This is a genomic window from Rhizobium sp. Root483D2 (assembly GCF_001426685.1).
Taxonomy (GTDB): domain Bacteria; phylum Pseudomonadota; class Alphaproteobacteria; order Rhizobiales; family Rhizobiaceae; genus Pararhizobium; species Pararhizobium qamdonense.
Map to the genome: position 1 here is coordinate 93,155 of NZ_LMFB01000037.1, position 24,694 is coordinate 117,848.

The window sequence follows — 24,694 nt, forward strand, 5'->3', positions numbered from 1 at the left end:
GACATGGTTGTTCAGCGACTACATAGTTTACGTGGATGAGAGTGGAGACCATGACCTAGTCAACATTTCTCCAAATTATCCGGTATTCGTTCTGGCATTCTGCATATTTGAAAAAGAAGCATATGTCACACGCACTGTGCCAAATTTTCAGCGGCTAAAATTTCGCTGGTTCGGTCACGATACGGTCGTTTTCCATGAGCGCGAAATCCGAAAACAACTTGCGCCATTTAAGTTTCTGCAAAACCAGGAAAAGCGGGCGCAATTTATCGGAGAGATGAATGCATTAATTCAGGACGCTGAATTCACAGTCATTGCAGCCGTAATCAATAAGGACCGGCTGAAAGGGCGTTACGCGGATCCGGGCAATCCATACGAAATCGCTCTCCAATTCTGTATGGAACGCCTCTATCGCTTTTTGAGCGAGAACGGTCAAACCGATAGAACAACGCATTGCATTCTGGAACGGCGGGGCAAGAAAGAGGATGCTTCCATCGAACTCGAATTCAGAAGAATTTGTGATTGGGGCAATTTCGGGAGAGTTCACATGAATTGTCTGGATATCCAGTTTCTTGAAAAGTCAGCCAATTCCTGCGGCCTTCAAATTTCCGATCTCATTGCTCGTCCGATAGGCCTCGCCGAAATACGTCCGCACCAGCGAAATCGCGCACTTAAAATTATAGAGCAAAAATTCAGACGAGGTGCAAACGGAAGAGCAAATGGCTATGGATTGAAAATATTCCCGTAGCTCTAAAAAGCGAAAAGCCCCGGTTACACCGAGGCCAGACGCCGACTGGGAACATCCCCCTGTCCACTTAAACGTAAATGTAGGAGAACATAGAAGGAACGTCAAGTGGCTGAATTGACAAACTCAGAAAATCGAGTCCTTCGAATCAGTTAACCGATTTAATTAAAGCCAGCGCTTCCGCCGGATCGATGCGGCCGTCATAAAGCGCACGGCCGGAAATTGCGCCTTCGAGCTTGGCGGCGTCCGGTTGCACCATGCGGCGGATGTCGTCCATCGAGGCGAGGCCGCCCGAGGCGATTACGGGGATGGAAACGGCATCGGCCAGTTCCAGCGTCGAATCCCAATTGATGCCGGTCAAGATGCCGTCGCGGTCGATATCGGTATAGATGATCGCGGAGACGCCGGCGCCTTCGAATTTGCGTGCCAGTTCGATGACGCCGAGTTCGGAAGCTTCCGCCCAGCCCTCGACGGCGACTTTGCCTCCCTTGGCATCGATGCCGACGGCGACCTTGCCGGGAAACGTTTTGCAGGCCTCGATCACCAGCGCCGGATCGCGCACGGCGACGGTGCCGAGAATGACGCGGGCAAGGCCGCGCGACAGCCAGTTTTCAATATGATCGAGCGTGCGGATGCCGCCGCCCAGCTGCACCGGGTTCTTCGTCGATTGCAGGATCGCATCGACCGCAGCCCCGTTGACGGTTTCGCCGGCAAAGGCGCCGTTGAGGTCGACCACATGAAGCCATTCGAACCCTTGGTCCTCGAAGGCCTTGGCCTGCGCGCCGGGATCTGGATTGTAGACGGTTGCCTGTTCCATGTCGCCGAGCTTGAGGCGAACACACTGGCCGTCTTTGAGGTCGATGGCGGGAAAAAGGATCATGTCAGGGTTTCCAGCGCAGAAAATTCGAGATGAGGGCGAGGCCGAGCGTCTGGCTTTTTTCCGGATGGAACTGAGCGCCGGCCTTGTTGCCGCGTGCAACAAATGCCGTCAACGGGCCGCCATAGGCGGTGGTGGCAATCAGGTCGTCCGGATTTTCGACGGCGAGATGGTAGGAATGGACGAAATAGGCATGCAACCCGTCGCTGCCCGTCCTGATCCCCTCAAACAGCGGATGCGGCTTGTTCAGCGTCAGCGTGTTCCAGCCGATCTGCGGGATCTTCAGTGTGGGATCGGAAGGCTCCATCTTGACGACGTTGCCCTTGATCCAGCCAAATCCGTCCGTCGTGGTCTTTTCAAGCCCGCGCGATGACATCAGCTGCATGCCGACACAGATGCCGAGAAACGGGCGGCCGGAAATCTCGACCGCCTCGTTCAGCGCCTCGCGCATGCCATCGACGGCATCAAGCCCGCGGCGGCAATCGGCATAGGCGCCGACGCCCGGAAGCACGATCCGGTCGGCGCTGGCAACGCGGTCCGCCTTGTCTGTGAGTTCGATATCAGCCGTGATCCCGGCTTCGCGGACTGCCCGCTCAAACGCCTTGGTGGCCGAGCGCAGATTGCCGGATCCGTAATCGATGATCGCAACGCGCATCAGCGTTCTCCATAATTTTCAAACAGGCCGACAGCGGCCCGGCCATCGGCAGGCTTTGCAACGGCCACCGGCAGCACCGGCGGTTGCCAGGCCGTTTCAGCTGCGACAGACGTGGTTTCAGCCGCCTCGTGATCGTAGATCATTTCGGCTGTTACCAGATCGTCGGCGGTGATGATCGCCTGCATCGTCCAGCCCCTTGCCTGCAGGCGGCTGGCGACAAAGGCTGGGCCTTCAAGAGCTATGAGCAGGCGCAAAGCCAGCTCGATCAGGAACCCTGCCGCGCTTGGCTCGGGTGTCGCAAAGGCTATGAACCCCTGCAGGAGGGCAACAGCGATACCAGCCACCCATTGGCGCTGGAACAGCAGCCAGAATGCCGGAAAGACGAAGGCGATCCAGGAAAACCTGTCGGCGATGAAGCGTGCCTTGTCGTCGCTCTTTGGAGCGCCGGGAGACGTCAGAACCAGATAGGAGGCCATATCAGCCAACTTTCACTATGGGCCGGATCAGACCAGCGTTCCCTTGGTGGAGGGAACACGGCCTGCCTGGCGCGGATCGATCTCTGTTGCCGTGCGCAGCACGCGGGCAACGGCCTTGAAGCAGGTTTCGGAGATATGATGGTTGTTGGCGCCGTAGATATTCTGCACATGCAGCGTGATGCCGCCATGCTGGGCCAAGGCCTGGAAGAACTCGCGCACCAGCTCGGTGTCGAACGTGCCGATCTTCGGGGCGGAGAAATCGACGTTCCAGACGAGGAACGGCCGGCCGGAAACATCGACGGCAGCGCGGGTCATCGTTTCGTCCATGGCAAGGTCGAGCGAGGCGTAGCGGGTGATGCCGCGCCGGTCGCCGAGCGCCTTGGAAAGCGCCTGGCCGATGGCGATGCCGGTATCCTCGACGGTGTGATGATCGTCCACATGGCGGTCGCCGTCTGCCACGATGTCCATGTCGATCAGCGAATGGCGCGAAAGCTGCTCCAGCATATGGTCGAAAAAGCCGACGCCGGTCGCAATCCGCGACGTGCCGGTGCCGTCGATATTGACGGACACGGTCACCGAGGTTTCGTTGGTCTTGCGCGAAACGCTTCCGGTGCGGCTCACTTGCTTGTCGGCCATCAGGTTCTCCCGAATGTAATAGAGCCGCTCCTTATCAGGCGGTGGGCGAAATATCCAGAACTGCCGCCATGATTCTCGCAGGCGCGAAACAGGCCGCAGTTCCAAACGCCGGAGCATGCGATGGCGGGCTATTTGCAATCGGCAAAAGCGCTCTTACATAGGTTTCAACAGGGCCGGTGTGCGGCTCTTCGAAAGGCCCGGAAACCGGGCAGGGTGGTTTCATGACAACGATTATTACCGTCCGGAAGGGCGGACAGGTGGTGATGGCCGGTGATGGCCAGGTGAGCCTCGGCCAGACCGTGATGAAGGGCAATGCGCGCAAGGTCCGCCGCCTTGGCAAGGGCGACGTCATCGCCGGTTTTGCCGGCGCGACCGCCGATGCCTTCACGCTTCTGGAGCGGCTCGAATCCAAGCTCGAACAATATCCCGACCAGCTGATGCGCGCCGCCGTCGAGCTGGCCAAGGATTGGCGCACCAACAAATATCTGCGCAATCTGGAAGCGATGATGCTGGTGGCCGACAAGTCGATCACGCTGGCCATTACCGGCAATGGCGATGTGCTTGAACCGGAACACGGCACGATCGCGATCGGCTCGGGCGGTAATTACGCCTTTGCCGCCGCGCGGGCATTGATGGACACCGACAAGTCGGCCGAAGAGATCGCCCGCCGGGCAATGGAGATCGCCAGCGATATCTGCGTCTATACCAACGGCAATGTCGTGGTCGAAAAGCTCGATGCCGCCTGATCCGCGCTATCATTTCCGCGACGTGCGCCGGGAGGATTTCCCGCTGCTTCGCCGCTGGCTCGCAGAGCCGCATGTCGCGAAATGGTGGGGCGATCCGGACGAAGAGCTTCAAGGCATCGAAGCTGCAATGACCAGCGCGGAGACGCGCCCGTTGATCGTCGAGCTGGACGGTGTGCCGGTCGCCTATCTGCAGAGCTATGATCCGCATCTGGAGCCTGAGCTTCCCTATCAGGATCAGCCGCCGGGCACGCTCGGCATCGATATTTCGATCGGCGAGCCTGATCTGACCGGAAAGGGTCATGGCAGCGCGATCATCCGCCAGTTCTGCGCCGATCTGTTTGCGGCCGGCGCATCGCGCATCGTGATCGATCCCGATCCGCAGAATGCGCAAGCCATTCGTGCCTATGGGAAAGCGGGCTTCCGTTTCCTTGAGACACGCCATTCCATTTACGGTCCTGCCCATTTCATGGTGCTGGACAAAATCTGAAGAAACGGATTTGCCATGACCACATTTTCACCCCGCGAAATCGTGTCGGAGCTCGACCGGTTCATCATTGGCCAGCACGACGCCAAGCGCGCCGTTGCCATCGCCTTGCGCAACCGCTGGCGCCGCCAGCAGCTCTCCGATGAGCTGCGCGACGAAGTGATGCCGAAGAACATCCTGATGATCGGGCCGACCGGCGTCGGCAAGACGGAGATTTCCCGCCGTCTGGCCAAACTTGCCGGAGCCCCTTTCATCAAGGTCGAAGCGACGAAATTCACCGAGGTTGGCTATGTCGGCCGCGATGTCGAGCAGATCATCCGCGATCTCGTCGAGGTCGGGATCGGCCTGGTGCGCGAAAAGAAGCGCGCCGACGTTAAGGCCAAGGCGCATCTGAACGCCGAAGAGCGGGTGCTCGATGCCTTGGTCGGTGCGACCTCCTCGCCCGCCACCCGCGACAGTTTCCGCAAGAAGCTGCGTGCCAACGAACTCGATGACAAGGAAATCGACATCGAGATCGCCGATACGGCAACGCCCGGCGGCGGCTTCGAAATCCCCGGCATGCCGGGTGCCAATATCGGCGTTTTGAACCTGTCGGAAATGTTCGGCAAGGCCATGGGCCAGCGCACCAAGAAGGTCCGCACCACGGTCAAGGAGAGCTATGGCATCCTGATCAACGACGAATCCGACAAGCTGCTCGACAATGAGGAGATCCAGCGCGAAGCGGTGCGTTCGGCGGAAAATGACGGCATCGTCTTCCTCGACGAGATTGACAAGATCGCCGCTCGCGATGGCGGCATGGGTGCCGGTGTTTCCCGTGAAGGCGTGCAGCGCGATCTTCTGCCGCTCGTCGAAGGTACGACGGTTGCGACCAAATATGGGCCTGTGAAGACCGACCATATTCTGTTCATCGCATCCGGCGCCTTCCATGTCTCTAAGCCGTCTGATCTCCTGCCGGAACTGCAGGGCCGCCTGCCGATCCGTGTCGAGCTGAAGGCGCTGACCAAGGAAGACTTCCGCCGCATCCTGACGGAAACCGAAGTCAGCCTGATCCGCCAGTACAAGGCGCTTCTGGAAACCGAAGGCGTCAATCTCGATTTCACCGAGGACGCACTGGATGCGCTGGCCGATGTCGCGGTCAAGCTCAACACCAGCGTCGAAAATATCGGCGCGCGCCGCCTGCAGACGGTGATGGAACGGGTCCTCGACGAGATCTCCTATGCGGCTCCGGACAAGTCCGGCGAGGCACTGACGATCGATGCGGATTATGTGCAGAAGCATGTCGGCGATCTCGCCGCCAATACGGATTTGTCGCGTTACATTCTATAAGGCGCGCGCAAACTTGTGGACATGTCTACTGACGCTGCTGTCAGGCTACCGGGAAGCGCAAAAAGCGGTTGCTTGGCTCTATCCCACCCTCCGTCATCCTCGGGCTTGACCCGAGGATCTGCGATAAAGCCGAATGGCCCGTTGTCGAAACATGAAATCCCATCAAATGGGCTGCGGAAAGAGGTCCTCGCGTCAAGCCCGGGGATGACGGAGGATGGGGTTGACGCACCCGCAAACCGATGCCCGGCTTGTTTGCATTCCCCGCACGCGATAAGCCTTGTCCGTGCCGGGCATGATTCCGACACGATTTTGCCGCATGCGTCCCGGCACGTCAGGAACGTTCAGACAGGTTCACAGGAAACACAGCGTGCGCCCTATTCTTCAGATGCTTCTCGTCGCGGCCATCATGGCCGTTACCGGCCCGGCCCTTGCGGACGGCATTCGTGTGGTACCGGAAGGCAACCGGTATCAGGAGCAGCCGAGTGTTCCCGGCGCATCCGTGCGCCGCACCAAGGCCGGCAGAACCTCGTTTGACGCCAAATACGAGAAGGTCCACAATCTGCTAGCCAATGACGGCAAGCTGATGAGCAAGATCAAATCGACAGCGCGCGCCTATGGTATCGATCCGATCCACATGATCGGCGCCATTGTCGGCGAGCATACGTATAACGTTGATGCCTATGACCGGCTGCAGTCCTATTACGTCAAGGCAGCCGCCTATGCCGGCGACAGTTTCCGCTTCGGTTATGAGGGCGAAACGGTGGCGCAGTTCGTGGCGCGTCCAGAATTTTCCAAATGCCAGAGCAAGAAGAGCTCCTATGCGCTGTGGAGCTGCCGCGAGAGTGTCTGGGACAACCAGTTTCGCGGCAATAGGGTCGGCGGCACCGCCTATCCGAACAATCGCTTCAGCGCGGTGTTCTTTCAGCCCTTCTTTGCTGGCCAGACTTTTGGCCTTGGCCAGATCAACCCGCTGACGGCCCTGATGCTGACCGACATGGTGTCGCGTGTCTCCGGTTTTGAACGGCTGGACGAAAACGATGCCGCTGGCGTCTACAAGGCCATCATGGATCCCGACCAGTCGCTCGCCTATATGGCCGCCTCGATCCGCCACTCGATCGACGCCTACAAGTCGATCGCCGGTATGGATATTTCCGATAATCCCGGCGTTACCTCGACGCTTTACAATGTCGGCAACCCCGATCAGCGCGCCGCCGCCTTGGCCGCGAGAAACAAGGGTGGCGATGTGCATTGGCCGGAGGAAAATTATTACGGCTGGCTGGTCAACGACAAGCTCGCAGAACTCAAGGCTCTCCTTTAGCGACTTGCTGAATGCGCCGCCGCTACGAGCGGCCGCCTTGCTATCTAGGGGCGGGCTGCCGATGAGGCTGGCGGCGCCACGAACGTTTTTCCCGGTGTTTCCGATTGCACGGCGCGGATCGGCGAATCAGACGCCACCGGTTCCTGCATCTGTTTCTTCGGCCGCTTGATCGTCTTGATCGCCGCGCAGGTCGCGTCCCCAACGCCCTCGCAGGGCTTGTAGACGACGATCTCGCTGCCGGCGCCATCGTCCCAGACGGCCTGGATGGCGAGCGTCTTTGCCTCGCCGGCCGGCAGTGAAATATAGATATATTCGTTGGTGTCGCTGTCCGGCAGGTTGAAGGGGATCTGCGGATTGCATGTGCCCAGCGGAAAGCGCTTGTCGAGCGCGTCGGAATTGATGGAATAGCGGATTTCCGAGAGGCGGCAATGCATGGTCTGCAGCGCTGTGAAATAGATCAGCTGCTTGTCGTCGTAATTGCGGAATTGGATCCAACCGGTCTGCTTGTTGGCATCGAGCATCGCCTTGTAGATGCCGACATCCGGAAGCACCGGCTTGTAGTCCTCGTCATCGGTATCTTGCGCAAGGACGGGCAGTGAGAGGCATGCAACACCTGCAATCGCGAGGACGGGGAAGAGCATGCGTGAGAAGCCGGTCATGCCATCATCCTTATTTCCGCTCTGTCGCGCAGCCTCGCCGTCCCTGTCGGCGAAGCGATAGCCTTTCGCTGCAAGATGTCATATCACCTCGTTGACATCCTTTGAAGCCGGGTTTCCGGTCCTGCCCGAATGGACGCTCTCGTGACTGACCATCTTCTCCTCGGTATCGATACCGGTGGAACCTATACCGACGCGGTGCTTTTCAGCGAGACCCATGGCGTCGTGGCCAAGGCAAAGGCGCTGACCACGCGTAACGATCTCTCGGTCGGCATTGCCGGCGCGGTCGAAGCCGTGCTGGAACAGGCCAAAGTATCAGCCTCGGCCATCGGCCTGGTGTCACTGTCGACGACGCTCGCCACCAATGCGCTTGTCGAAGGCCAGGGCGGTCGCGCAGGCCTGGTGATGATTGGCTTTGGCCCGGATGATCTGAAGCGTGACGGTCTGCAGGAGGCACTGGGAACCGATCCTGTGATCTTCTTGCCTGGCGGACATAATGTCCATGGCGGAGAGACGCTTCTGGATATGACGCTGCTCGACGAAGCCTTGCCGCAGCTTGCAACGCAGGTCGCGTCCTTTGCCGTCGCCGGCTATTTTGCCGTGCGGAATCCGGCTCACGAACAGCGGGTGCGCGACCGCATCCGCGAAGTCTCGCATCTGCCGGTCACCTGCAGCCACGAGCTGTCTTCCAAGCTTGGCGGTCCGCGCCGGGCGTTGACGACGCTTCTCAATGCCCGCCTGGTCTCGATGATCGACCGCTTGATCGGCGCCTGCGAGGGTTTTCTAAAGGCGCGCGGCATTGATGTGCCGATGATGGTGGTGCGCGGCGATGGCGCGCTGATCTCGGCGGCGGAAGCCCGGCTCCGGCCGATCGAAACCATTCTGTCCGGCCCAGCGGCAAGCCTGGTCGGCGCGCGGCATCTGACAGGTCTCGACAATGCCGTCGTCTCCGATATTGGCGGCACCACCACGGATGTGGCGGTGCTCGACCAGGGCCGTCCGCGTCTGGATGGCGAAGGCGCTGTGGTCGGCGGGTTCCGAACCATGGTCGAGGCCGTGGCGATGCGCACCTTCGGTCTCGGCGGCGATTCGGAAGTCCGCATCAACGATCGCGGGCTGCAGGCAAAGATCGATCTCGGTCCGCGCCGGTTCCTGCCGCTCAGCCTTGCCGCTGTCGCGCATGAGGAAGCGGTCATTTCCGTGCTGGAGCGGCAGTTGCGCACCGCCCATGCCGGCCGCCATGATGGCCGCCTGGCCGTGCGAACCGGACTTCCCGATCATCTGGCAAGCGGCCTCCAGCCACAGGAAACGGCGCTGTATGAGCGGATCGGTGCCGTGCCGGTGGCGCTGGAAAGCCTTTTGACCAGCACCTTGCAGAAGGCGACCCTGGACAGGCTGGTGGCGCGCGGTCTCGTCCATATCTGCGGCCTCACGCCGTCGGATGCCATGCATGTGCTCGGACGCCAGGACCAGTGGAACGCTACGGCCGCGAGGCTGGGCGCCGAGCTGGCCGCACGGGTCAAGGACGGTTCCGGCAAGCCGATTGCAGCCTCCGCCGAGGCGCTTTCGGACATGATCGTCGCCCGGCTCACCCGCCAGTCCGCAGAAGTCATTCTCGCCTCCTGCCTTGCGGAAGACGGTGCAGCCATCGATCCGGCCGTGTCGCTGGCCGTGGACCGGGCGCTGAAGCGCGAACCCGGCATCGTCGCCTTTTCGCTGTCGCTCGATCGGCCGCTGGTCGGTCTCGGTGCGTCCGCGCCGGTTTACTATCCGGCAATCGCAGAGATGCTGGGTGCGCAATCGCAGATCCCGGCCGAAGCGGGCGTGGCCAATGCCGTCGGCGCCATCGTCGGCCAGGTGCGCGCCTCCGTCACGGTCTTCGTCACGGCGCCGGATGAGGGTATCTTCATCGTCAACGGTGCCGGCCCGAGCAGCCGGTTCCTCGATCAGGATCAGGCTTTCGCAGCCGCGCGCGAGCGGGCGCAGGTTGCAGCACTCGCCTCGGCGCGTGCCAACGGCGCCGACGAGCCGGTACTGGTGATGCGCGAAGAGATCGACGCGCCGGAAATCGAAGGCAGCCGCAAGCTGGTCGAAGCGAGGTTCACCGCCATCGCCATCGGCCGTCCACGCATAGCGCATGGTTAATTTGTTCTGTTTTGGAAATAATTCTTCGCATTCTTGCTGGATTGACAGGGAATGAAAGCATGAGAGACTGCGCCATCTCATATTAGAGCATTAAATCATGGAGTTGCCGATGGGCCGGATAGACAGGAATGGGTTGGGAATCGATGCGGATCTGCACGCATTCCTCGTTGAAGAGGCATTGCCCGGCACCGGTGTTGATGTGGACCAGTTCTTTGCGGCCTTCTCGCAGATCGTTCATGACCTCGCTCCAAGGAACCGCGACTTGCTGGCCAGGCGCGATGCGCTGCAGGAAAAGCTCGACGGCTGGTATCGCAAGAATGGCGCTCCGGTCGATATGGCTGCCTATGAGGACTTCCTGAAGGAAATCGGTTATCTCCTGCCGGAAGGCCCGGATTTCACGGTGTCCACCAACAATGTCGATCCCGAGATCGCTACCATTGCCGGCCCCCAGCTCGTCGTTCCCGTCATGAACGCGCGGTATGCGCTCAATGCCGCCAATGCCCGCTGGGGTTCGCTTTATGATGCGCTCTACGGCACGGACGCGATCGCCGAGGATGGCGGCGCCGAAAAGGGCAGGGGCTACAATCCGGTTCGCGGCCAGAAGGTCATTGCCTGGGCGCGCGGGTTTCTCGATGCGAGCGCGCCGCTGTCGGCCGGCAGCTGGAGCGATGTCACGGCCTTTGCCGTTGAGGGCGCATCCCTGTCGATCTCGACCGCATCCGGCACGGTGATGCTCGCCGATCCCAACCAGTTCGCCGGCTATCGGGGTGACAAGACTGCGCCGTCACATCTCCTGTTGAAGAAGAACAACCTGCATATCGATGTTGTCATCGACGCCTCGACGGCAACGGGCAAGGATGACGGCGCGCATATTTCCGATGTCATTCTCGAATCGGCCATCACAGCGATCATGGATTGCGAGGATTCCGTTGCCGCCGTCGATGCCGAAGACAAGATCGTCGTCTATCGCAACTGGCTTGGCCTGATGCGGGGCGACTTGCAGGAAGAGGTCTCCAAAAGCGGCAAGACTTTTACCCGCAAGCTTAATCCGGATCTGGACTTTGAAGCGCCTGAAGGCGGCGAAATCTCGCTGAAGGGCCGCGCGCTGATGCTGGTGCGCAATGTCGGTCACCTGATGACCAATCCGGCTATCCTCGACCGCGACGGCAACGAGGTCCCGGAAGGCATCATGGATGCTATGATCACCGGCCTGATCGCGCTTTATGACATCGGTCCGAACGGCCGCCGGATGAATTCGCGCGAAGGTTCGATGTATGTCGTCAAGCCGAAGATGCATGGTCCGGAAGAGGTTGCCTTCGCCTCGGAAATCTTCGGCCGCGTCGAGCAGGCGCTCGGCATTGCTGACAATACGATAAAGATGGGCATCATGGACGAGGAGCGCCGCACGACGGTCAACCTCAAGGAATGTATCCGCGCCGCCAAGGAACGGGTCGTCTTCATCAATACGGGTTTCCTCGATCGTACCGGTGACGAGATGCACACGTCGATGGAGGCGGGTCCGATGATCCGCAAGGGCGACATGAAACAGGCCGCCTGGATTGCGGCCTATGAAAACTGGAATGTCGATATCGGCCTGGAATGCGGCCTGTCCGGCCATGCCCAGATCGGCAAGGGCATGTGGGCCATGCCCGACCTGATGGCGGCGATGCTGGAACAGAAGATCGCCCACCCAAAGGCCGGCGCCAACACCGCCTGGGTTCCCTCGCCAACGGCGGCGACGCTGCACGCGACCCACTATCACAAGGTCGATGTCTCAGCCGTTCAAAAGGACCTGAAAAGCCGGGCGCGGGCAAAACTCAGCGATATCCTTTCCGTCCCGGTCGCTTCGCGCCCGAACTGGACGGCAGAGGAAATCCAGCGCGAGCTGGATAACAATGCGCAAGGGATACTCGGCTATGTCGTCCGCTGGATCGACCAGGGCGTCGGCTGCTCCAAGGTACCCGACATCAACAATGTCGGCCTGATGGAAGACCGCGCCACGCTGCGCATCTCCGCCCAGCATATGGCCAATTGGCTGCATCATGGGGTTGTCACACAAGCACAGATCGTTGAAACGATGCAGCGCATGGCAGCAGTCGTCGATGGTCAGAATGCCGGCGACGCGGCCTATACGCCGATGGCGGGTAATTTCGACGGCTCTATCGCCTTCCAGGCAGCGCTCGAACTGGTGCTGAAAGGCCGCGAGCAGCCAAACGGCTATACCGAACCGGTCCTCCACCGCCGCCGCCTGGAGCTGAAGGCGAGCGAGGCGGCCTGACCTGCCGCGCAAAGGCGTACTCTGATGATGTCCGGACGGAGCTTGCGCGTCCGGACATGCCGTCTCTGTCAGGCGCCGAGACGGCGCAGGCCAGTGAGGCCTGCAAGCGCCCCGGCGGTGGCAAAAATCAGAAAGACCCATCCTGAAACGGCGCCCGCCTGGATGCCGGATAAAAGGACGCCGACCGTGCAGCCGAGCCCGGTCATCGCTCCCCATCCCATCAAAACACCTCCGGCAAAGCGCGCAAAGAGTCCACCGGCGTTTGGCCAGGATGGTCTGAACTGGCCGCTGACAAGCGCAGAACTGAGGCTCGCCAGGACGAGACCGATGACGAAAACCCCGTTTGGTGACAGCACAGCCGTCTTCACCGCGCTGAGACAACCGCGCACCGTATCCAGACCCACAAGTGTCTCCGGAACAAGTCCTGCGGAAAGACCGGCTGTCCGCGCCAGGCTGCCGAGTTCGGCGGTCACGCCGAGAGGGGCAACGCGAAGATAGGCGATAGCGCCGATCACGGCGACAAGCAGGCCCGTGATGACGGGTGGCCAGCGCCGGATGAAGATGGCCTCGAAAGGCTGGGGAGGGGATAGGCCGTTTTCCGGGCGCTGCGCACGGCGAAGCACCAGAAAGGCAATGAGCCCCAGAGCTGACAAGCTGATCCCCGAGGCGGCCGCGTAGCCGAAAATGCCGGGAAGCCAGAGCGGCGGGTCATTAAAGACTGTAGAAGTGTAGAGGAAATTCCAGGTGGCAAAGCCAAGCAAAAATCCGAGACCCGCACCGGCAAGTGCGGCGATCGACCCGAAAGCGCCTTCGCCCAGCCGGTAGAGATGGGCCGACAGGCAGGAGCCGGAGATGGCCATTCCAAGCCCGAACGCAAAAGCCGCCGCTGCCAGAACCAGCCCGACCGGCCCGATATGGGCGCCCGGTGGCAGGCGGTCGGGTTGCGGTACAGGGACCCAGGCGCCCAATATGACCTGATAGAGCACGATGCCTGCTGCCAGCGCCGACAGAATGGCGACAAGCCCCGCCGCGTCGCGCCTTTCCACGAAGTCGCGCAGGTTGCAGAGAAAGCAGAACCGGCCCCGCTGCAACACGATGCCGAAGGCACTGCCGGTGAGCAGCGAAAACGACAGGACGCGCCCAGCGGCGTCCTGCGCCAGCCAGACGCCCCAGGCGATGAGGGCCGCCACGATCAGGAGCGACAGGCTACGGGAAGCAAGGATTGGCATGATGATCCGATGGTCAGACATCGAGGTGCGGGCGGACCTGTACCGCGTCCACCCGCTCCTTGATGTTGGAAGACAGCACTATTTTCCGGTCCAGACCGTTCCGGCAATATTGGTCACCGGAACGCCGACAGCATTCCCATATTCCGTCCACGACCCATCGTAATTTCGCACGTCATAGCCGAGGATTTTCTTCAGCGCGAACCAGGTGTGGCTCGACCGTTCGCCGATCCGGCAATAGGTGATGACGGGCTTTGAGCCATCAATGCCTTTTTCCGCATAGATCGCCTTGATCTCGTCTTCGGATTTAAAGGTGCCGTCTTCCTTGACGATCCTGCCCCAGGGAACATTGACGGCGCTTGGAATATGGCCCGCGCGGACCGAAAGCTCCTTGACGCCTTCAGGCGCAAATATCTTGCCGGCATATTCATCCGCTGAGCGAATATCGATGAGCTTGGCGTCGTTCCTGCCTTCCGCAACGGCGACCACGTCAACGAAACGCGCCCGCACCGAGTTGTCCCGGTCGGCAAGCGTCAGCGTCGAATCGGCATGATCCGGCAAGGCTGTATCCAGCGGCAGGCCTTGTGCCTCCCAGAGCTTGCGGCCACCGTCGAGCAATTTTACCTGATTGCCGAGACCGTAGACCTCAAAGACCCATGCGCCCCAGGCGGCAAACCAGTTGTTATTGTCACCATAGAGAACGATCGTCGTGTCCTGATCGACCCCCGCATCCCGGAGGGTTTTCTCGAAAGCCTCGCGGCTGGCAATGTCGCGCTTTTGCGGATCGACGAGATCCGTGTGCCAATTGAGATGTGCAGCGCCGGGAATGTGACCACGTTCATAGACACCGGTATCGACGCTGACCTCGAATATCCGCACCTTCGGGTTTTCCAGGTTATCCTCAACCCATTTGGAATCGACCAGTGCATCCGATGCAAGCACCGAGCCCGCAAACATTGCGGACGTAAGCGCGGCGGCCGCAAGTACAGTCATGCCTTTAATTGCCGTCATGTCATTCTCTCCTCAGCTTAAAGTGCAATGCAAGGCAACATGCCCGGCATCGCGACGACGGCCAAAAAAATAAATTCTATAAATTTTATGGATATTAAATTTGAGAAACTAAAGATTATGTCTATCGATGTCTAACGTGACCATCCGGCAAGAAATACAGTAATTACTAATGTAGATGGTGTCGTGGAGGTGTGATCCTGGTCCACATAACAAAAATCCCCGGACAAGCCGGGGATTTGACGATGTCTGGCGTTTAAATCAGCTATTACTGCTGCACGATGACGTGGGTGTTCTTGCCCGGACGGACGCGGGCATAAAGGTCGATGATATCCTGGTTGATCATACGGATGCAGCCGGACGAGGCCGCAGTGCCGATAGAGGCCCATTCCGGCGAACCGTGGATCCGGAACAGCGTGTCCTTGCCTTCATCGTTGAACAGGTACATGGCGCGCGCGCCGAGCGGGTTGCGCAGGCCAGGGCCCATGCCGTTCTCGACATATTGGGCAACGTCCGGCTTGCGCACGGCCATTTCCTTCGGCGGATGCCATGTCGGCCATTCCTGCTTCCAGGCAACATAGGCGCGGCCTTCCCATGCGAAGCCGGCCTTGCCGACGCCGATGCCATAACGCACGGCCTTGCCACCGGGCAGCACGAAATAGAGGAAGCGATTCGGCGTGTTCACGATGATCGTGCCGGGCTTTTCAGCTGTGGCGTAATCGACGATCTGGCGGTGAAAACGCTCGTTTACCTTGTTGATCGGGATCGCCGGAAGGGCGTAGCCGTGATCTTCGACCGGGCCGTATCCATCGGAGAAGATTTGATTTGTCGCTACTTTTTCGCCGATGGGAGAGATCGGCGCCGTGGAGCAACTGGCCAAGGCGAGTGTAGCCGCGAGGCTGCACAGCAGAACTGCATTGCGGAAGCGCATGGGTGTCTCTTAAAATGAAGTTAAGAATATCTGGGTCGTTTTGACCATCAGCGATTATGGTTTATTTTCGATTAACATCCCGAAAGCAAGTGAATGCGGGGCAACATTGCGGTTGGGTGATCCGAAAACTCCACGGAGTGTTTTTTTGCAACAAAAGCCGCCTTGTGCCAGAGTTTAATGCATGGCGATTCTCTCTATCCACAACGATAGTCCTTTGATCGACGGCCGGCAGTCGCAGCGCGCCCTCATGGTTCGCCGTGGCGTGCAGCGGTACCTGCATGAAATGCGTCACGCCGTCTTGCCGGAGCTGACGCTTGCCAGCGGCAGGCGTGCCGATCTGATCTCCATTTCGCCAAAGGGCGATATCTGGATTGTCGAAATCAAGACCTCGATCGAGGATTTCAGGGTTGACCGCAAATGGCCGGACTACCGGATGCATTCCGACCGGCTCTATTTCGCCACGCATAGTGGCGTGCCGCTCGATATTTTTCCGCAGGAATGCGGGCTGCTTCTGTCGGATGGCTATGACGCGGAGATGATCCGCGATGCGCCGGACCACAGGCTTGCAGCGCCGACTCGCAAATCCGTCACGCTGAACTTTGCCCGGGTCGCGGCCCAGCGCCTGATGCTGGCGGAATGGTCGGCCGACAGGGCCGGCGATACCAGCCCGAACATGCGCGATATCGTTTCCGGCTCGCTGGACGGCGACAGCGGAGCGTAACCGTTACTTCGGCGCGCGCTTGGCCAGGATGCGTTGCAGCGTTCGGCGATGCATGTTGAGCCGCCGGGCGGTCTCCGACACATTGCGCTCGCACATTTCGTAGACGCGCTGGATATGTTCCCAGCGAACCCGGTCGGCCGACATCGGGTTTTCCGGCGGTTCGGCGCGCTCGCCGGCCCTTTGTACGAGGGCGGCAAAGATATCGTCGGCATCGGCAGGCTTGGCGAGGTAATCGACCGCGCCCAGTTTCACCGCGTTGACGGCGGTGGCGATATTGCCATAACCGGTCAGCATGATGATGCGTGTGTCGTCGCGGCGCGTGCGGATCGCCTCGATCACGTCGAGACCGCTGCCGTCGCCAAGCCTCAGGTCCACCACCGCATATTTCGGCGGTCGCGTCTTCGCCTTGGCAATGCCTTCGGCAACGGATTCGGCGATATCGACGGCAAAGCCGCGGGTTTCCATGGCGCGCGCCAGGCGGCGCAGGAAAGGCGCGTCGTCATCGACGATCAACAGGGACGTGTCAGTGCCGATCAGCGAGGCGTCCGTCGGCGTTTCGCCGGCCTGTTCGGGGAGTTTTTCCGTCATGTCGCAATCCTCGGTGCCGTCTCTTGGTTCATGCACTCTACGTAAGTTCGCATATTCCCGGTTCAAAACGCCGTAAAGTCATTTCGACAGATTTGCGTCCATCAGGATGCGCGGCCATTCGACGCTGACGCGGGCACCGGGCTTGTCCGGGCCACCGTTTTCGAAGCTCAACTTGGCGCCCGAACGCTCCAGCAGCGTCTTGGCGATGAACAATCCAAGGCCCAGACCCCCGGCACTGTCATCCTTCTGGCGCTTCGTCACGTAGGGCTCGCCGATGCGGCTCAGAATATCCGGCGCATAGCCGTCGCCGTCGTCCTCTATGACAACCGAAACGATCGCCGGCGTGTGGGTGACCGTCACGGTCACTTCCTTCTTCGCATAATCGACCGCGTTCTCCAAAAGATTGCCGAGCCCGTAGAGAATGCCGGCATTGCGGTTGCCGACCGGCTCCTTGGCGCGGTCGCCGCGTTCGACAAGATTGATCTGGATGCCGAACTCGCGATGCGGCGCCATCACCTCCTCGATCAGCGACGACAGCGGCAGGTGGCGCATATGCGCTTCGTTCTCCGACGACAGCGTCGTCAACCGCCGCAGGATGTCCCGGCAGCGCTCACTCTGGGAGCGCAACAGATGCACGTCTTCGCCAAAGCGCGGATCATTGCCGAGTTCGCGTTCCATTTCCTTGGCGACGACACTGATCGTGGCAAGTGGCGTGCCAAGCTCGTGGGCGGCCGCAGCCGCAAGACCGTCGAGCTGCGAGAGATGCTTTTCCCGCTGCAGAACCAGCTCCGTCGCCGTCAGAGCTTCGGAAAGTTCGCTTGCCTCCAGCGAGACACGGTAGGTGTAGAAGGCGGCAAAAGCGGTGGTCGAAACGATGGCAAACCAGATACCGGCCGTGAGAACCGTCGGCACCAGAAGCACGACGCCGGGATACCAGGGCAGGGGGAAGGGCGAGAAGGCGAGCCCGGTAATGCCGAGAATGGCAAGGAGTGCCAGCGCGATACTATGCCATTTCGGCTGCGAGGCAGACGAGATGATGACGGGAACGCAGACCAGCGGCGCAAACGGATTGGCAAGCCCGCCAGTAATGAACAAAAGCGCCGTCAGCTGGGCAAGGTCGAGGCCGAGCAATGCAAAGGCCGCCGGCGGCTGCAGCCGGTGTGTCGGCGGGTAGCGGATGGTGAGATAGGCATTCACCCAGGCAAGCAGCGCAATCAACGAGCAGCAGGCAATTAGCGGCAGCGGAAATTGCAGCCAGAAGGCGGTGATCATCACCGCGATCGATTGTCCGCCGACGGCCAGCCAGCGCAGCCGCACGATCGTCTGCAGGCGCAAAACCCGGCTTGTGGTGGCGTCTTCCCCGTCGAGTGCGGCGGTTGTCATCCGGTATCCTGTCGTCAATGCCATGCCGGCCTCACTCTTTGTGAGGCTCCAGCCTCATGTACCACGCGGTTTCGCCCGTGTCGTCGGCATGGCGTTTGCCGGGTCTTCCGGCCAAGGATGTTTCGGATACCGGCCGCGCATATCGGCGCGGACATTCCTCCAGGACCCGGCCCAGAAGCCCGGCAGGTCACGCGTCGTCTGCATCGGCTTGTGACCGGGCGAGATCAGTTCCAGGAGCAGCGGCAAGCGGCCGCCGCCGATTGCCGGATGCGTCTTCAGCCCGAACAGCTCCTGCACCCGGATCGACAGGACCGGCTGGTCGCCGTCGTAGCGGATTGGGTGGCGCTGCCCGGTCGGCGCCTCGAAATGCGTCGGCGCCAGCTTTGCAAGATCACGGGCGGCATCATGCGGCACCAGCGATTGCAGCCCTTCCGACAGGCTGCCTGCATTGATATCGTCGATACCGCGCGTATCCCGCTGGAATGGCACGAACCAATCGTCAAGCCGCTTCAGCAGGCTGTCATCCGCCATATCAGGCCAGGGCTCGCCGAGTGTGCGATGCAGAAAGCCGATGCGGTCGCGCAATTGCGCAGCTTCCCTGGAAAAGGGCAGGACCGCAAGCCCCAGCTGGCGAACGCCATCGGCAAGCGCCCGGGCCGCCGCCTCGCCCTTCGGCTTGCTGAGCGGCGTCTCGTCGAAAATGATGGCGCCCAGCCGCGTCACCCGCCGCGCCCGGACCTGCCGGCTCGGCCGGTCGAAAAAAATCTGGTCCTCCTGGACGATCGCCTGCGGCATATGCGCTTCGACATTGGCACGGGAAATCTCCGCCGCAGCCAGAATACGCTGCCCGCCGGCGCGGCCCGTAAGGTCGGCGATCACAAGCATGGCAGCACCCGCCAGCCGCTCGGTTTCCGGCAGTTCCGCTCCCCGGCCATTGGCCATGACGAAGCGCCCGCGCCCGCCTCGCTGCAGGGCGATCCGGTCGGGAAAGGCCTGCATCAGGAGAATGCCCGGCTGGACCGGTTCACCGGTTTGGCCATTTCCGCTCAGGCCCTTGGCCATCCGCCGGGCGAGCCCGCGCGAGGCGTCTGCACGGTCGCCGCGCTCGGATTTGAAACGGCGCAGCCGGTCTTCCAAATCGATGCTGTTTCCGCCCAGCCCCTGCTCGGTCAAAACCACGGCCAGCAGGCAGGCTTCATAGGCCTGGCCCTCCTCTGCCGCCGAAACCGCCATGGCGGCAAGCCTGGGCGGCAAAGCCAGCTGCCGGATCTGCTTTCCCCGTGCGGTCAGCGCACCATTGGGATCGAGCGCGCCCAGTTGACCCAGCAGAGCCTTTGCCTCCTGCCATGTGGTTGCGGGCGGCGGATCGAGAAAGGCAAGGCCGACAGGATCCGTAACCCCCCAATGGGCGAGATCAAGCACAAGGCCCGACAGGTCGCTTGCGAGAATCTGCGGTGGGGTGAATGCCGACAGGGCTGCCGTCTGACCCTGATGCCAGAGACGGATGGCGATCCCGGGTTCCGTGCGCCCGGCGCGGCCCGCCCGCTGATCGGCGGAGGCGCGCGATACCCGTACGGTTTCCAGCCGGGTAATCCCCGTCGATGCCTCGAAGGCCGGAAGCCGCTGCAGGCCGCTATCGATGATGATGCGCACGCCATCGATGGTGATCGATGTCTCGGCGATCGAAGTGGCCAGCACGATCTTGCGGGTTCCCGCCGCTGCCGGGCGGATCGCCGCGTCCTGCTCCTTCTGGCCGAGATTGCCGAACAGCGGCGTGATGATGGTGTCTACGCCAAACCGGCCCGCCAGCCGCTCGGCCGTACGGGTGATTTCGGCCTGTCCGGGCAGGAAAGCGAGGATCGAGCCCGCTTCCTCGCGATGCGCCTCGACAATGGCCCGCGTCACGGCGTCTTCGACACGCTCGGTCGATGCCCGCTCGCGGTAGCGCACATCCACTGGAAAACTGCGCCCCTGGCTCTCGATGACGGGTGCCCCGCCCAAGAGCTGTGCCACCCGATCGACATCCAGCGTCGCCGACATGACGATCAGCTTCAGGTCGTCGCGCAGCGCCTGCTGCACATCGAGCGCCAACGCCAATCCGAAATCCGCATCCAGCGACCGCTCGTGGAACTCGTCAAACAGCACCGCTGCCACATCCGGCAATTCCGGATCATCGAGCAGCATCCGCGCAAACACCCCTTCGGTGACCACCTCGATGCGGGTTTTTGCCGAAATCCGGCTATCGAGCCGCATGCGATAGCCGACGGTATCGCCGACCTGCTCGCCAAGCAGGCTGGCCATGCGCCCGGCAGCGGCGCGGGCCGCCAGCCGGCGCGGCTCCAAAAGAATGATCTTGCCCTCGCCACGCCAGGGCTGATCGAGAAGAAATAGCGGCACCAGCGTTGTCTTGCCCGCTCCTGGCGGCGCCGAAAGCACGACGGCGGGCGCCGTCTTCAAAGCCTCGCCGAGCTGCGGCAGGATCGCCCGCACAGGCAGGTCGGGCAGGATCCCCGCCATGCTCATTGCCGTGACGCTCATCGGCCGGCCTCCTCGCCGATGACAAGAATTTCGCCGCCTGCCGCTTCGGCATCCGCCTGGTCATGGGTGACCAGAACGACCGGCAGCCGGGCGGATTTGGCGCGGGAAAAGATCAGATTGCGCGTCTGCTGCCGCAGGCCGCTGTCGAGTTTGGAAAAGGGCTCGTCGAGCAGAAGCAGCCGAGGCGCCGACAGCATCACGCGCTGCAGCGCCACGCGGGCTTTCTGGCCGCCCGACAGCGTGGCCGGATCCCGATCGAAAAAGCCTTCAAGCTCCACATCGGCCAATGCCTGCTCCATGCGCCGCCGCTGGTCGCGCCGGACAATGGACGGCGTCAATCCGAACAGCAGGTTGCCGCCGACCGAGAGATGCGGAAACAGCAGCGGATCCTGAAACAGCATGCCGAAACGGCGCTTTTCCGCCGCAACGCTGGTCAGGTCGTCGGTATCGATACGGATGCGGCCGCTTGCGGTAAAAGCCGGATCGAGAAAACCGCCGAGAGCGGCAAGCAGCGCCGATTTGCCGGAACCCGACGGCCCCATGACCGTCAATATCTCGCCGGGCCGGACACGCGCCGACAAAGAGAGCAGCATCCGGCCGTTCAGGGCGATGGAAATCGCCTCCAGATGCAGTCCGTCTGTCATATCGGGTTTCATTCAAATCCTCATCGCGCGCCGGTCGCGGAATAGCAAGTGCGGCACCAGCGATGCAATCAGAAATCCTGCAAAGGGAACGAGCGTCTGCAACAGCGCATAGACGCCGATGGCACGCCGGTCGCCACCGGACGACAGCGCAACGGCCTCGGTGGTGATGGTGACGATCCGACCAGTGCCGATCAAAAGCGTGGGCAGGTAGAGCCCGGCGGATACTGCAAACCCAACGGCAAAAGCCGTGAGGCAGGCCCGCGTCAGCATCGGCAGGCGGATATGGATCAGGATCTGCGACGGCGATTTGCCAAGCCCCGCCGCCAGCATTTCGTAACGCCGGTCGAGCGCCTGCCAGGGCGGCGACAGCGACAGCACGGCGTAGGGCAGCACGAAAATCAGATGCACGAAAACCAGGAGCGGCATGGACGCGTCGAAGCCAAGCCCCACGTTGAGGATCTGCAGGCCAAAGACGAAGCAGAGCTGCGGCACGATCATCGGCAGATAGAGGACAACGCTGAACACGCGGCCTTTAAGGGCAGGACGATCGCGATGACCGCCTTGCCAAAGCAGACCGATGGCGATGAGCACGGCAATGGCGGCCGAACTGCTGGCAAGCGAGATCGTCGTTGCAATCACATCAGTGGCCTGCGGCAAGGCACGCATCCAGGATTGAAGCGTAGCACTATCCGGCAAAAGCGCCGGAAACGGCCAGAGACCGGCAATCGACCAGAGAACGAGCACCGCAAGACCCAGGAACACCAGCGCCGCCGAGAGAGCGATCACGGTGGCCGCGGCCCTGCGCAACACGCGGTCATCAGCCCGGCGAACGCCGGATTGCGACATCCGCCGCAGCAGGAAGGAACCGGCCTGCTCCACCGCCAGCCATGCCACCATGGACGCAACCGTGAGCAGGAGCTGCAGCACTGCACCGGCCGATGCAAGGAACCGCATGCGCAGGTCACTATCGGCCATCCATCCGGTAATGCGCACCGCAAGCGGGGCAGGCAGCGCCGGGCCGAGGATCATCGCCACGTCGACGACGGAACTCGAATAGGCGAGCACGGCAAAGACCGGCAGCCGGATTTGGACGTAGAGAAGCGGCCAGGTGCTGATCAGGAAACCCCGGATGCGGCCATAACCCAGGCTGGCCGACAGCTGCCGCGCTTCATGGAGGGGCAATTGCGGCAGTGCCGCCAAGGTCACCAGAAACAGGAATGGCATTTCCTTGACGATCAGCCCCGCCATCATCGTCAATCCCAGCGGGTCCTGCGGCACCAGCCAGTCGGGCGGACTGGTATAGCCGGTGAGACCGGGGGACACGAGACGCATGACCAGTCCCGACGGGGCGGCAAGGAAGGCAAGGCCAAAGGCCGCAGCCGCATGCGGAACGGCCAGCAGCGGCGACACCATATGCTGGATGCGCGAAAACATCCAGGTTCCGGCATAACCGGCGGTAAACAGCATGACGATGACAAGCGATAGGCCGGTGGTAACGATCGCCGTCGCAAAACTGACCAGCGACGAGCGCCACAGATGTGGCTGCGCTGCAAGATCCGCAAAATGATCAAGCGTCAGATGGTCGCCGCCGAGCACCGGCAAAAAGCCAAAGGCCGGCCCGATCGTCCCGGCCAATCCGGCCAGGACCGGCAGCCCGATCATCGCAAGCACCAGGCCGGACACGCCGAACCGGTGCTTCATAAGGCCCCGCGCCAGCACCGTATCAGTTTGCCGCCCCATAACGTTTGGTCCATTCGGCCTCGATGCGGGTCATCCAGTCGGGATGCGGCTCGGGCAGTGCCGGCCCAAGCCTGTCCGGCGGCAAGGTCGCAATGCCGAGATCAAGGGCTGCAAACGCTGCCCGGTCGGCCTCAGGCAGCTTGCGCATGGCCAGCACCGTCGGATCGCCCCAGATCGCCGGATCCTGTTTGCGCAGCTGCGCCTCCGGCGACAAAAGGAAGTTCGCCAGCACCAGCGCACCCGCCTTGGCCTTGGCATTATAGGGAATGGCGACAAAATGCGTATTGCCAAGCGTCCCCTTGGAAAAGACGAAGGAACGCACGCTGCCGGGCAGTTCACCGGCTGAAATGGCGGCCGATGCTTCCGCCGGGTTAAAGGCGAAGATGATGTCGAGCTCCCCATCCGCCAGCTTCTGCTTCATGTCGGGATAGTTTTGCGGAAAAGCCTTGCCCTTGCGCCACAGCAACGGATGCAATTGGTCGAGATAGGCAAAGAGCGGCGCTACATCACGATCGAAGGTGGCTTCATCGACGGGTTTCTGCAGTTTCGACGGATCGTCGATCCGCTCGCTCAGCACCTGCTTGAGAAAGGACGAGCCGGTAAAATCCGGCGGCTGTGGATAGGAGAACCGGCCCGGATGCGCTTGTGAAAAGGCAAGCAAGTCTTGTGTGTTATCGGGCAGATCCTTCTTCTGCGTGCGCGCTTCATCATAGAAGAACACCAGCTTTGCCGCACCCCAGGGACTTTCCAGTCCTTCGGTCGCAATGGTGAAATCCGTTCGGGTGGTCGGTTGATTATCGATATCGACCAGGCCCCAATTGGGCAGCTTCGTTGCCCAGTCCGGGGAAAACAACAGGCCCTGCCGCTTCATCGCGGCAAAATTCTCGCCATTGATCCAGATGAGATCGACCGAGCCATCCCGGTTGCGCCCAGCTGTCTTTTCGGCAAGCACTGTCGTGACTGCCTTTGCTGTGTCGTCCAGTTTGACCTGCACGACGCTGACGCCATAGCGCGCCTTCACCGCATCGCCGGCCCATTGCATATAGGCGTTGATATTGGCGGAGCCGCCCCAGGCGTTGAAATAGACGGTCTCGCCACGGGCGTCGGACAACACCTGATCCCAGTTGGCCGCATCGGTAGCCATGGCCGGGGGAAGAGCCGCAAGCGCCAGCGGCGCAATAAGCGCCATCCTCGTAAACATCCGCCGTGTCGATCTAATCATATCACCCCCCAAATTCGCAAACGCCAGCCTAAGCCAAGGCCACGATCCGTCAACGCCAGCCTCATCACGATCCGGTGACGCAGCAGCAACGCGGGGGACTGTGAGTGCTGCAGCCGGAGGATTTCATCAGGATGTTTGACCATGCGTGGCAGGCCGATAATCGTGGAATCCATCCGCTCTCCAATTTTGACCATTTGGGAAAGATTTTGCCGGGTGAATTTGGTGATTGCGCTCTGGATTTGGGTGGTTTTGAGGTTTTGTTTGAAATACCCAATTAGAATCAATGACTTGCAAGAAATTTTATTTTCTTTGTTTTGGTGTGTTGACTTGTTTCGGGTGTGTCGCCTATAAACC

General features: G+C 61.1%; 23 protein-coding genes. 8 read left to right on the forward strand and 15 right to left on the reverse strand.

Going from position 1 to position 24,694, the window contains the following annotated elements; translation table 11 throughout:
- The first annotated feature begins 7 nt into the window (after positions 1-7).
- Positions 8-745, forward strand: a complete 738-nt coding sequence (locus ASD32_RS22895; RefSeq protein WP_244490240.1) for a DUF3800 domain-containing protein — start codon at positions 8-10, stop codon at positions 743-745.
- Positions 746-890: 145 nt separating this feature from the next.
- Here ASD32_RS22895 and hisA read toward each other — a convergent pair whose 3' ends face one another.
- From hisA to hisB, 4 genes are read right to left on the reverse strand one after another with little or no spacing between them, the layout of a single operon-like run.
- The gene (gene hisA / locus ASD32_RS22900) at positions 891-1,622 is read right to left on the reverse strand and encodes a 1-(5-phosphoribosyl)-5-[(5-phosphoribosylamino)methylideneamino]imidazole-4-carboxamide isomerase (RefSeq protein WP_060640339.1); all 732 of its coding nucleotides are present in this window, start codon (positions 1,620-1,622) and stop codon (positions 891-893) included.
- Between the two features lies 1 nt (position 1,623).
- The gene (gene hisH / locus ASD32_RS22905) at positions 1,624-2,274 is read right to left on the reverse strand and encodes an imidazole glycerol phosphate synthase subunit HisH (protein ID WP_060640340.1); all 651 of its coding nucleotides are present in this window, start codon (positions 2,272-2,274) and stop codon (positions 1,624-1,626) included.
- On the reverse strand, positions 2,274-2,750 hold the full coding sequence (locus tag ASD32_RS22910) for a DUF2628 domain-containing protein (RefSeq protein ID WP_060640341.1): 477 nt from the start codon (positions 2,748-2,750) through the stop codon (positions 2,274-2,276). Before ASD32_RS22910 ends, hisH begins: the two co-directional genes overlap by 1 nt.
- A 27-nt stretch (positions 2,751-2,777) precedes the next feature.
- Complete coding sequence (hisB, locus tag ASD32_RS22915; protein ID WP_060640342.1) at positions 2,778-3,386, reverse strand: imidazoleglycerol-phosphate dehydratase HisB; 609 nt, start codon at positions 3,384-3,386, stop codon at positions 2,778-2,780.
- 221 nt (positions 3,387-3,607) lie between these two features.
- Between hisB and hslV the strand changes: the two genes are divergently transcribed.
- The 4 genes from hslV (at position 3,608) to ASD32_RS22935 (ending at position 7,260) form a co-directional block, all read left to right on the forward strand.
- A complete protein-coding gene (hslV, locus tag ASD32_RS22920; RefSeq protein WP_060640343.1) occupies positions 3,608-4,132 on the forward strand; it encodes an ATP-dependent protease subunit HslV in 525 nt (174 codons plus the stop codon).
- Positions 4,122-4,619 carry a GNAT family N-acetyltransferase gene (locus ASD32_RS22925; protein ID WP_060640344.1) on the forward strand — a complete coding sequence of 166 codons (498 nt, stop codon included), beginning with the start codon at positions 4,122-4,124 and terminating at the stop codon, positions 4,617-4,619. Before hslV ends, ASD32_RS22925 begins: the two co-directional genes overlap by 11 nt.
- 15 nt (positions 4,620-4,634) lie before the next feature.
- Positions 4,635-5,942: an ATP-dependent protease ATPase subunit HslU gene (gene hslU, locus ASD32_RS22930; RefSeq protein WP_060640345.1), complete on the forward strand. Its 1,308-nt coding sequence runs from the start codon at positions 4,635-4,637 to the stop codon at positions 5,940-5,942.
- Positions 5,943-6,348: 406 nt separating this feature from the next.
- Positions 6,349-7,260: a DUF1402 family protein gene (locus ASD32_RS22935; RefSeq protein WP_244490244.1), complete on the forward strand. Its 912-nt coding sequence runs from the start codon at positions 6,349-6,351 to the stop codon at positions 7,258-7,260.
- 44 nt (positions 7,261-7,304) lie between these two features.
- Here ASD32_RS22935 and ASD32_RS22940 read toward each other — a convergent pair whose 3' ends face one another.
- Positions 7,305-7,919: a hypothetical protein gene (locus ASD32_RS22940; RefSeq protein WP_060640347.1), complete on the reverse strand. Its 615-nt coding sequence runs from the start codon at positions 7,917-7,919 to the stop codon at positions 7,305-7,307.
- A gap of 141 nt (positions 7,920-8,060) precedes the next feature.
- Between ASD32_RS22940 and ASD32_RS22945 the strand changes: the two genes are divergently transcribed.
- Both ASD32_RS22945 and ASD32_RS22950 read left to right on the forward strand, forming a co-directional pair.
- Complete coding sequence (locus ASD32_RS22945; RefSeq protein ID WP_060640367.1) at positions 8,061-10,061, forward strand: hydantoinase/oxoprolinase family protein; 2,001 nt, start codon at positions 8,061-8,063, stop codon at positions 10,059-10,061.
- A 109-nt stretch (positions 10,062-10,170) separates the two neighbouring features.
- Positions 10,171-12,339 (forward strand): malate synthase G, encoded by a 2,169-nt coding sequence (locus ASD32_RS22950; RefSeq protein ID WP_060640368.1) that lies wholly within the window; start codon positions 10,171-10,173, stop codon positions 12,337-12,339.
- A gap of 68 nt (positions 12,340-12,407) precedes the next feature.
- Here the strand turns inward: ASD32_RS22950 and ASD32_RS22955 are convergent, their stop codons facing one another.
- The 3 genes from ASD32_RS22955 to ASD32_RS22965 all read right to left on the reverse strand — a co-directional run bounded on the left by ASD32_RS22955 (position 12,408) and on the right by ASD32_RS22965 (position 15,504).
- Positions 12,408-13,568: a YeeE/YedE family protein gene (locus ASD32_RS22955; RefSeq protein WP_060640369.1), complete on the reverse strand. Its 1,161-nt coding sequence runs from the start codon at positions 13,566-13,568 to the stop codon at positions 12,408-12,410.
- 78 nt (positions 13,569-13,646) lie between these two features.
- The gene (locus ASD32_RS22960) at positions 13,647-14,522 is read right to left on the reverse strand and encodes a sulfurtransferase (RefSeq protein ID WP_060640370.1); all 876 of its coding nucleotides are present in this window, start codon (positions 14,520-14,522) and stop codon (positions 13,647-13,649) included.
- A gap of 319 nt (positions 14,523-14,841) precedes the next feature.
- On the reverse strand, positions 14,842-15,504 hold the full coding sequence (locus ASD32_RS22965) for a L,D-transpeptidase (protein WP_060640348.1): 663 nt from the start codon (positions 15,502-15,504) through the stop codon (positions 14,842-14,844).
- Between the two features lie 181 nt (positions 15,505-15,685).
- Here ASD32_RS22965 and ASD32_RS22970 point away from each other — a divergent pair, with 181 nt between their 5' ends.
- Entirely contained in the window at positions 15,686-16,225 is a 540-nt protein-coding gene (locus ASD32_RS22970) for an MmcB family DNA repair protein (RefSeq protein WP_060640349.1), read from the forward strand.
- A gap of 3 nt (positions 16,226-16,228) precedes the next feature.
- Here ASD32_RS22970 and ASD32_RS22975 read toward each other — a convergent pair whose 3' ends face one another.
- From ASD32_RS22975 to ASD32_RS30120, 7 genes are all read right to left on the reverse strand, one after another.
- Positions 16,229-16,813 (reverse strand): ActR/PrrA/RegA family redox response regulator transcription factor, encoded by a 585-nt coding sequence (locus ASD32_RS22975; protein ID WP_060640350.1) that lies wholly within the window; start codon positions 16,811-16,813, stop codon positions 16,229-16,231.
- Positions 16,814-16,891: 78 nt separating this feature from the next.
- Positions 16,892-18,196: an ActS/PrrB/RegB family redox-sensitive histidine kinase gene (locus tag ASD32_RS22980; RefSeq protein ID WP_060640351.1), complete on the reverse strand. Its 1,305-nt coding sequence runs from the start codon at positions 18,194-18,196 to the stop codon at positions 16,892-16,894.
- A 54-nt stretch (positions 18,197-18,250) separates the two neighbouring features.
- On the reverse strand, positions 18,251-20,719 hold the full coding sequence (hrpB, locus tag ASD32_RS22985) for an ATP-dependent helicase HrpB (protein ID WP_060640371.1): 2,469 nt from the start codon (positions 20,717-20,719) through the stop codon (positions 18,251-18,253).
- A gap of 11 nt (positions 20,720-20,730) precedes the next feature.
- Positions 20,731-21,378 (reverse strand): ATP-binding cassette domain-containing protein, encoded by a 648-nt coding sequence (locus tag ASD32_RS22990; RefSeq protein ID WP_082546896.1) that lies wholly within the window; start codon positions 21,376-21,378, stop codon positions 20,731-20,733.
- 12 nt (positions 21,379-21,390) lie between these two features.
- Positions 21,391-23,118, reverse strand: a complete 1,728-nt coding sequence (locus ASD32_RS22995) for a hypothetical protein (RefSeq protein ID WP_060640353.1) — start codon at positions 23,116-23,118, stop codon at positions 21,391-21,393.
- Positions 23,102-24,307: an ABC transporter substrate-binding protein gene (locus ASD32_RS23000; RefSeq protein ID WP_244490241.1), complete on the reverse strand. Its 1,206-nt coding sequence runs from the start codon at positions 24,305-24,307 to the stop codon at positions 23,102-23,104. The genes ASD32_RS22995 and ASD32_RS23000 overlap by 17 nt, the downstream gene beginning before the upstream one ends.
- Before the next feature lie 29 nt (positions 24,308-24,336).
- Positions 24,337-24,694 (reverse strand): hypothetical protein (locus tag ASD32_RS30120; RefSeq protein WP_162252698.1); only part of this gene is annotated, 358 nt, incomplete at its 5' end.

Coding starts and splice junctions, on each gene's coding strand:
- ASD32_RS23000 (WP_244490241.1), bottom strand. CDS start 24,307: ATGGCGCTTATTGCGCCGCTGGCGCTTGCGGCTCTTCCCCCGGCCATG.
- ASD32_RS22950 (WP_060640368.1), top strand. CDS start 10,171: ATGGGCCGGATAGACAGGAATGGGTTGGGAATCGATGCGGATCTGCAC.
- hisH (WP_060640340.1), bottom strand. CDS start 2,274: ATGCGCGTTGCGATCATCGATTACGGATCCGGCAATCTGCGCTCGGCC.
- ASD32_RS22970 (WP_060640349.1), top strand. CDS start 15,686: ATGGCGATTCTCTCTATCCACAACGATAGTCCTTTGATCGACGGCCGG.
- ASD32_RS22925 (WP_060640344.1), top strand. CDS start 4,122: ATGCCGCCTGATCCGCGCTATCATTTCCGCGACGTGCGCCGGGAGGAT.
- hslV (WP_060640343.1), top strand. CDS start 3,608: ATGACAACGATTATTACCGTCCGGAAGGGCGGACAGGTGGTGATGGCC.
- hisA (WP_060640339.1), bottom strand. CDS start 1,622: ATGATCCTTTTTCCCGCCATCGACCTCAAAGACGGCCAGTGTGTTCGC.
- hslU (WP_060640345.1), top strand. CDS start 4,635: ATGACCACATTTTCACCCCGCGAAATCGTGTCGGAGCTCGACCGGTTC.
- ASD32_RS22975 (WP_060640350.1), bottom strand. CDS start 16,813: ATGACGGAAAAACTCCCCGAACAGGCCGGCGAAACGCCGACGGACGCC.
- hrpB (WP_060640371.1), bottom strand. CDS start 20,719: ATGAGCATGGCGGGGATCCTGCCCGACCTGCCTGTGCGGGCGATCCTG.
- ASD32_RS22940 (WP_060640347.1), bottom strand. CDS start 7,919: ATGACCGGCTTCTCACGCATGCTCTTCCCCGTCCTCGCGATTGCAGGT.
- ASD32_RS22980 (WP_060640351.1), bottom strand. CDS start 18,196: ATGACAACCGCCGCACTCGACGGGGAAGACGCCACCACAAGCCGGGTT.
- ASD32_RS22995 (WP_060640353.1), bottom strand. CDS start 23,118: ATGGGGCGGCAAACTGATACGGTGCTGGCGCGGGGCCTTATGAAGCAC.
- ASD32_RS22960 (WP_060640370.1), bottom strand. CDS start 14,522: ATGTTTGCGGGCTCGGTGCTTGCATCGGATGCACTGGTCGATTCCAAA.
- ASD32_RS22990 (WP_082546896.1), bottom strand. CDS start 21,378: ATGACAGACGGACTGCATCTGGAGGCGATTTCCATCGCCCTGAACGGC.
- hisB (WP_060640342.1), bottom strand. CDS start 3,386: ATGGCCGACAAGCAAGTGAGCCGCACCGGAAGCGTTTCGCGCAAGACC.
- ASD32_RS22910 (WP_060640341.1), bottom strand. CDS start 2,750: ATGGCCTCCTATCTGGTTCTGACGTCTCCCGGCGCTCCAAAGAGCGAC.
- ASD32_RS22935 (WP_244490244.1), top strand. CDS start 6,349: ATGGCCGTTACCGGCCCGGCCCTTGCGGACGGCATTCGTGTGGTACCG.
- ASD32_RS22965 (WP_060640348.1), bottom strand. CDS start 15,504: ATGCGCTTCCGCAATGCAGTTCTGCTGTGCAGCCTCGCGGCTACACTC.
- ASD32_RS22955 (WP_060640369.1), bottom strand. CDS start 13,568: ATGCCAATCCTTGCTTCCCGTAGCCTGTCGCTCCTGATCGTGGCGGCC.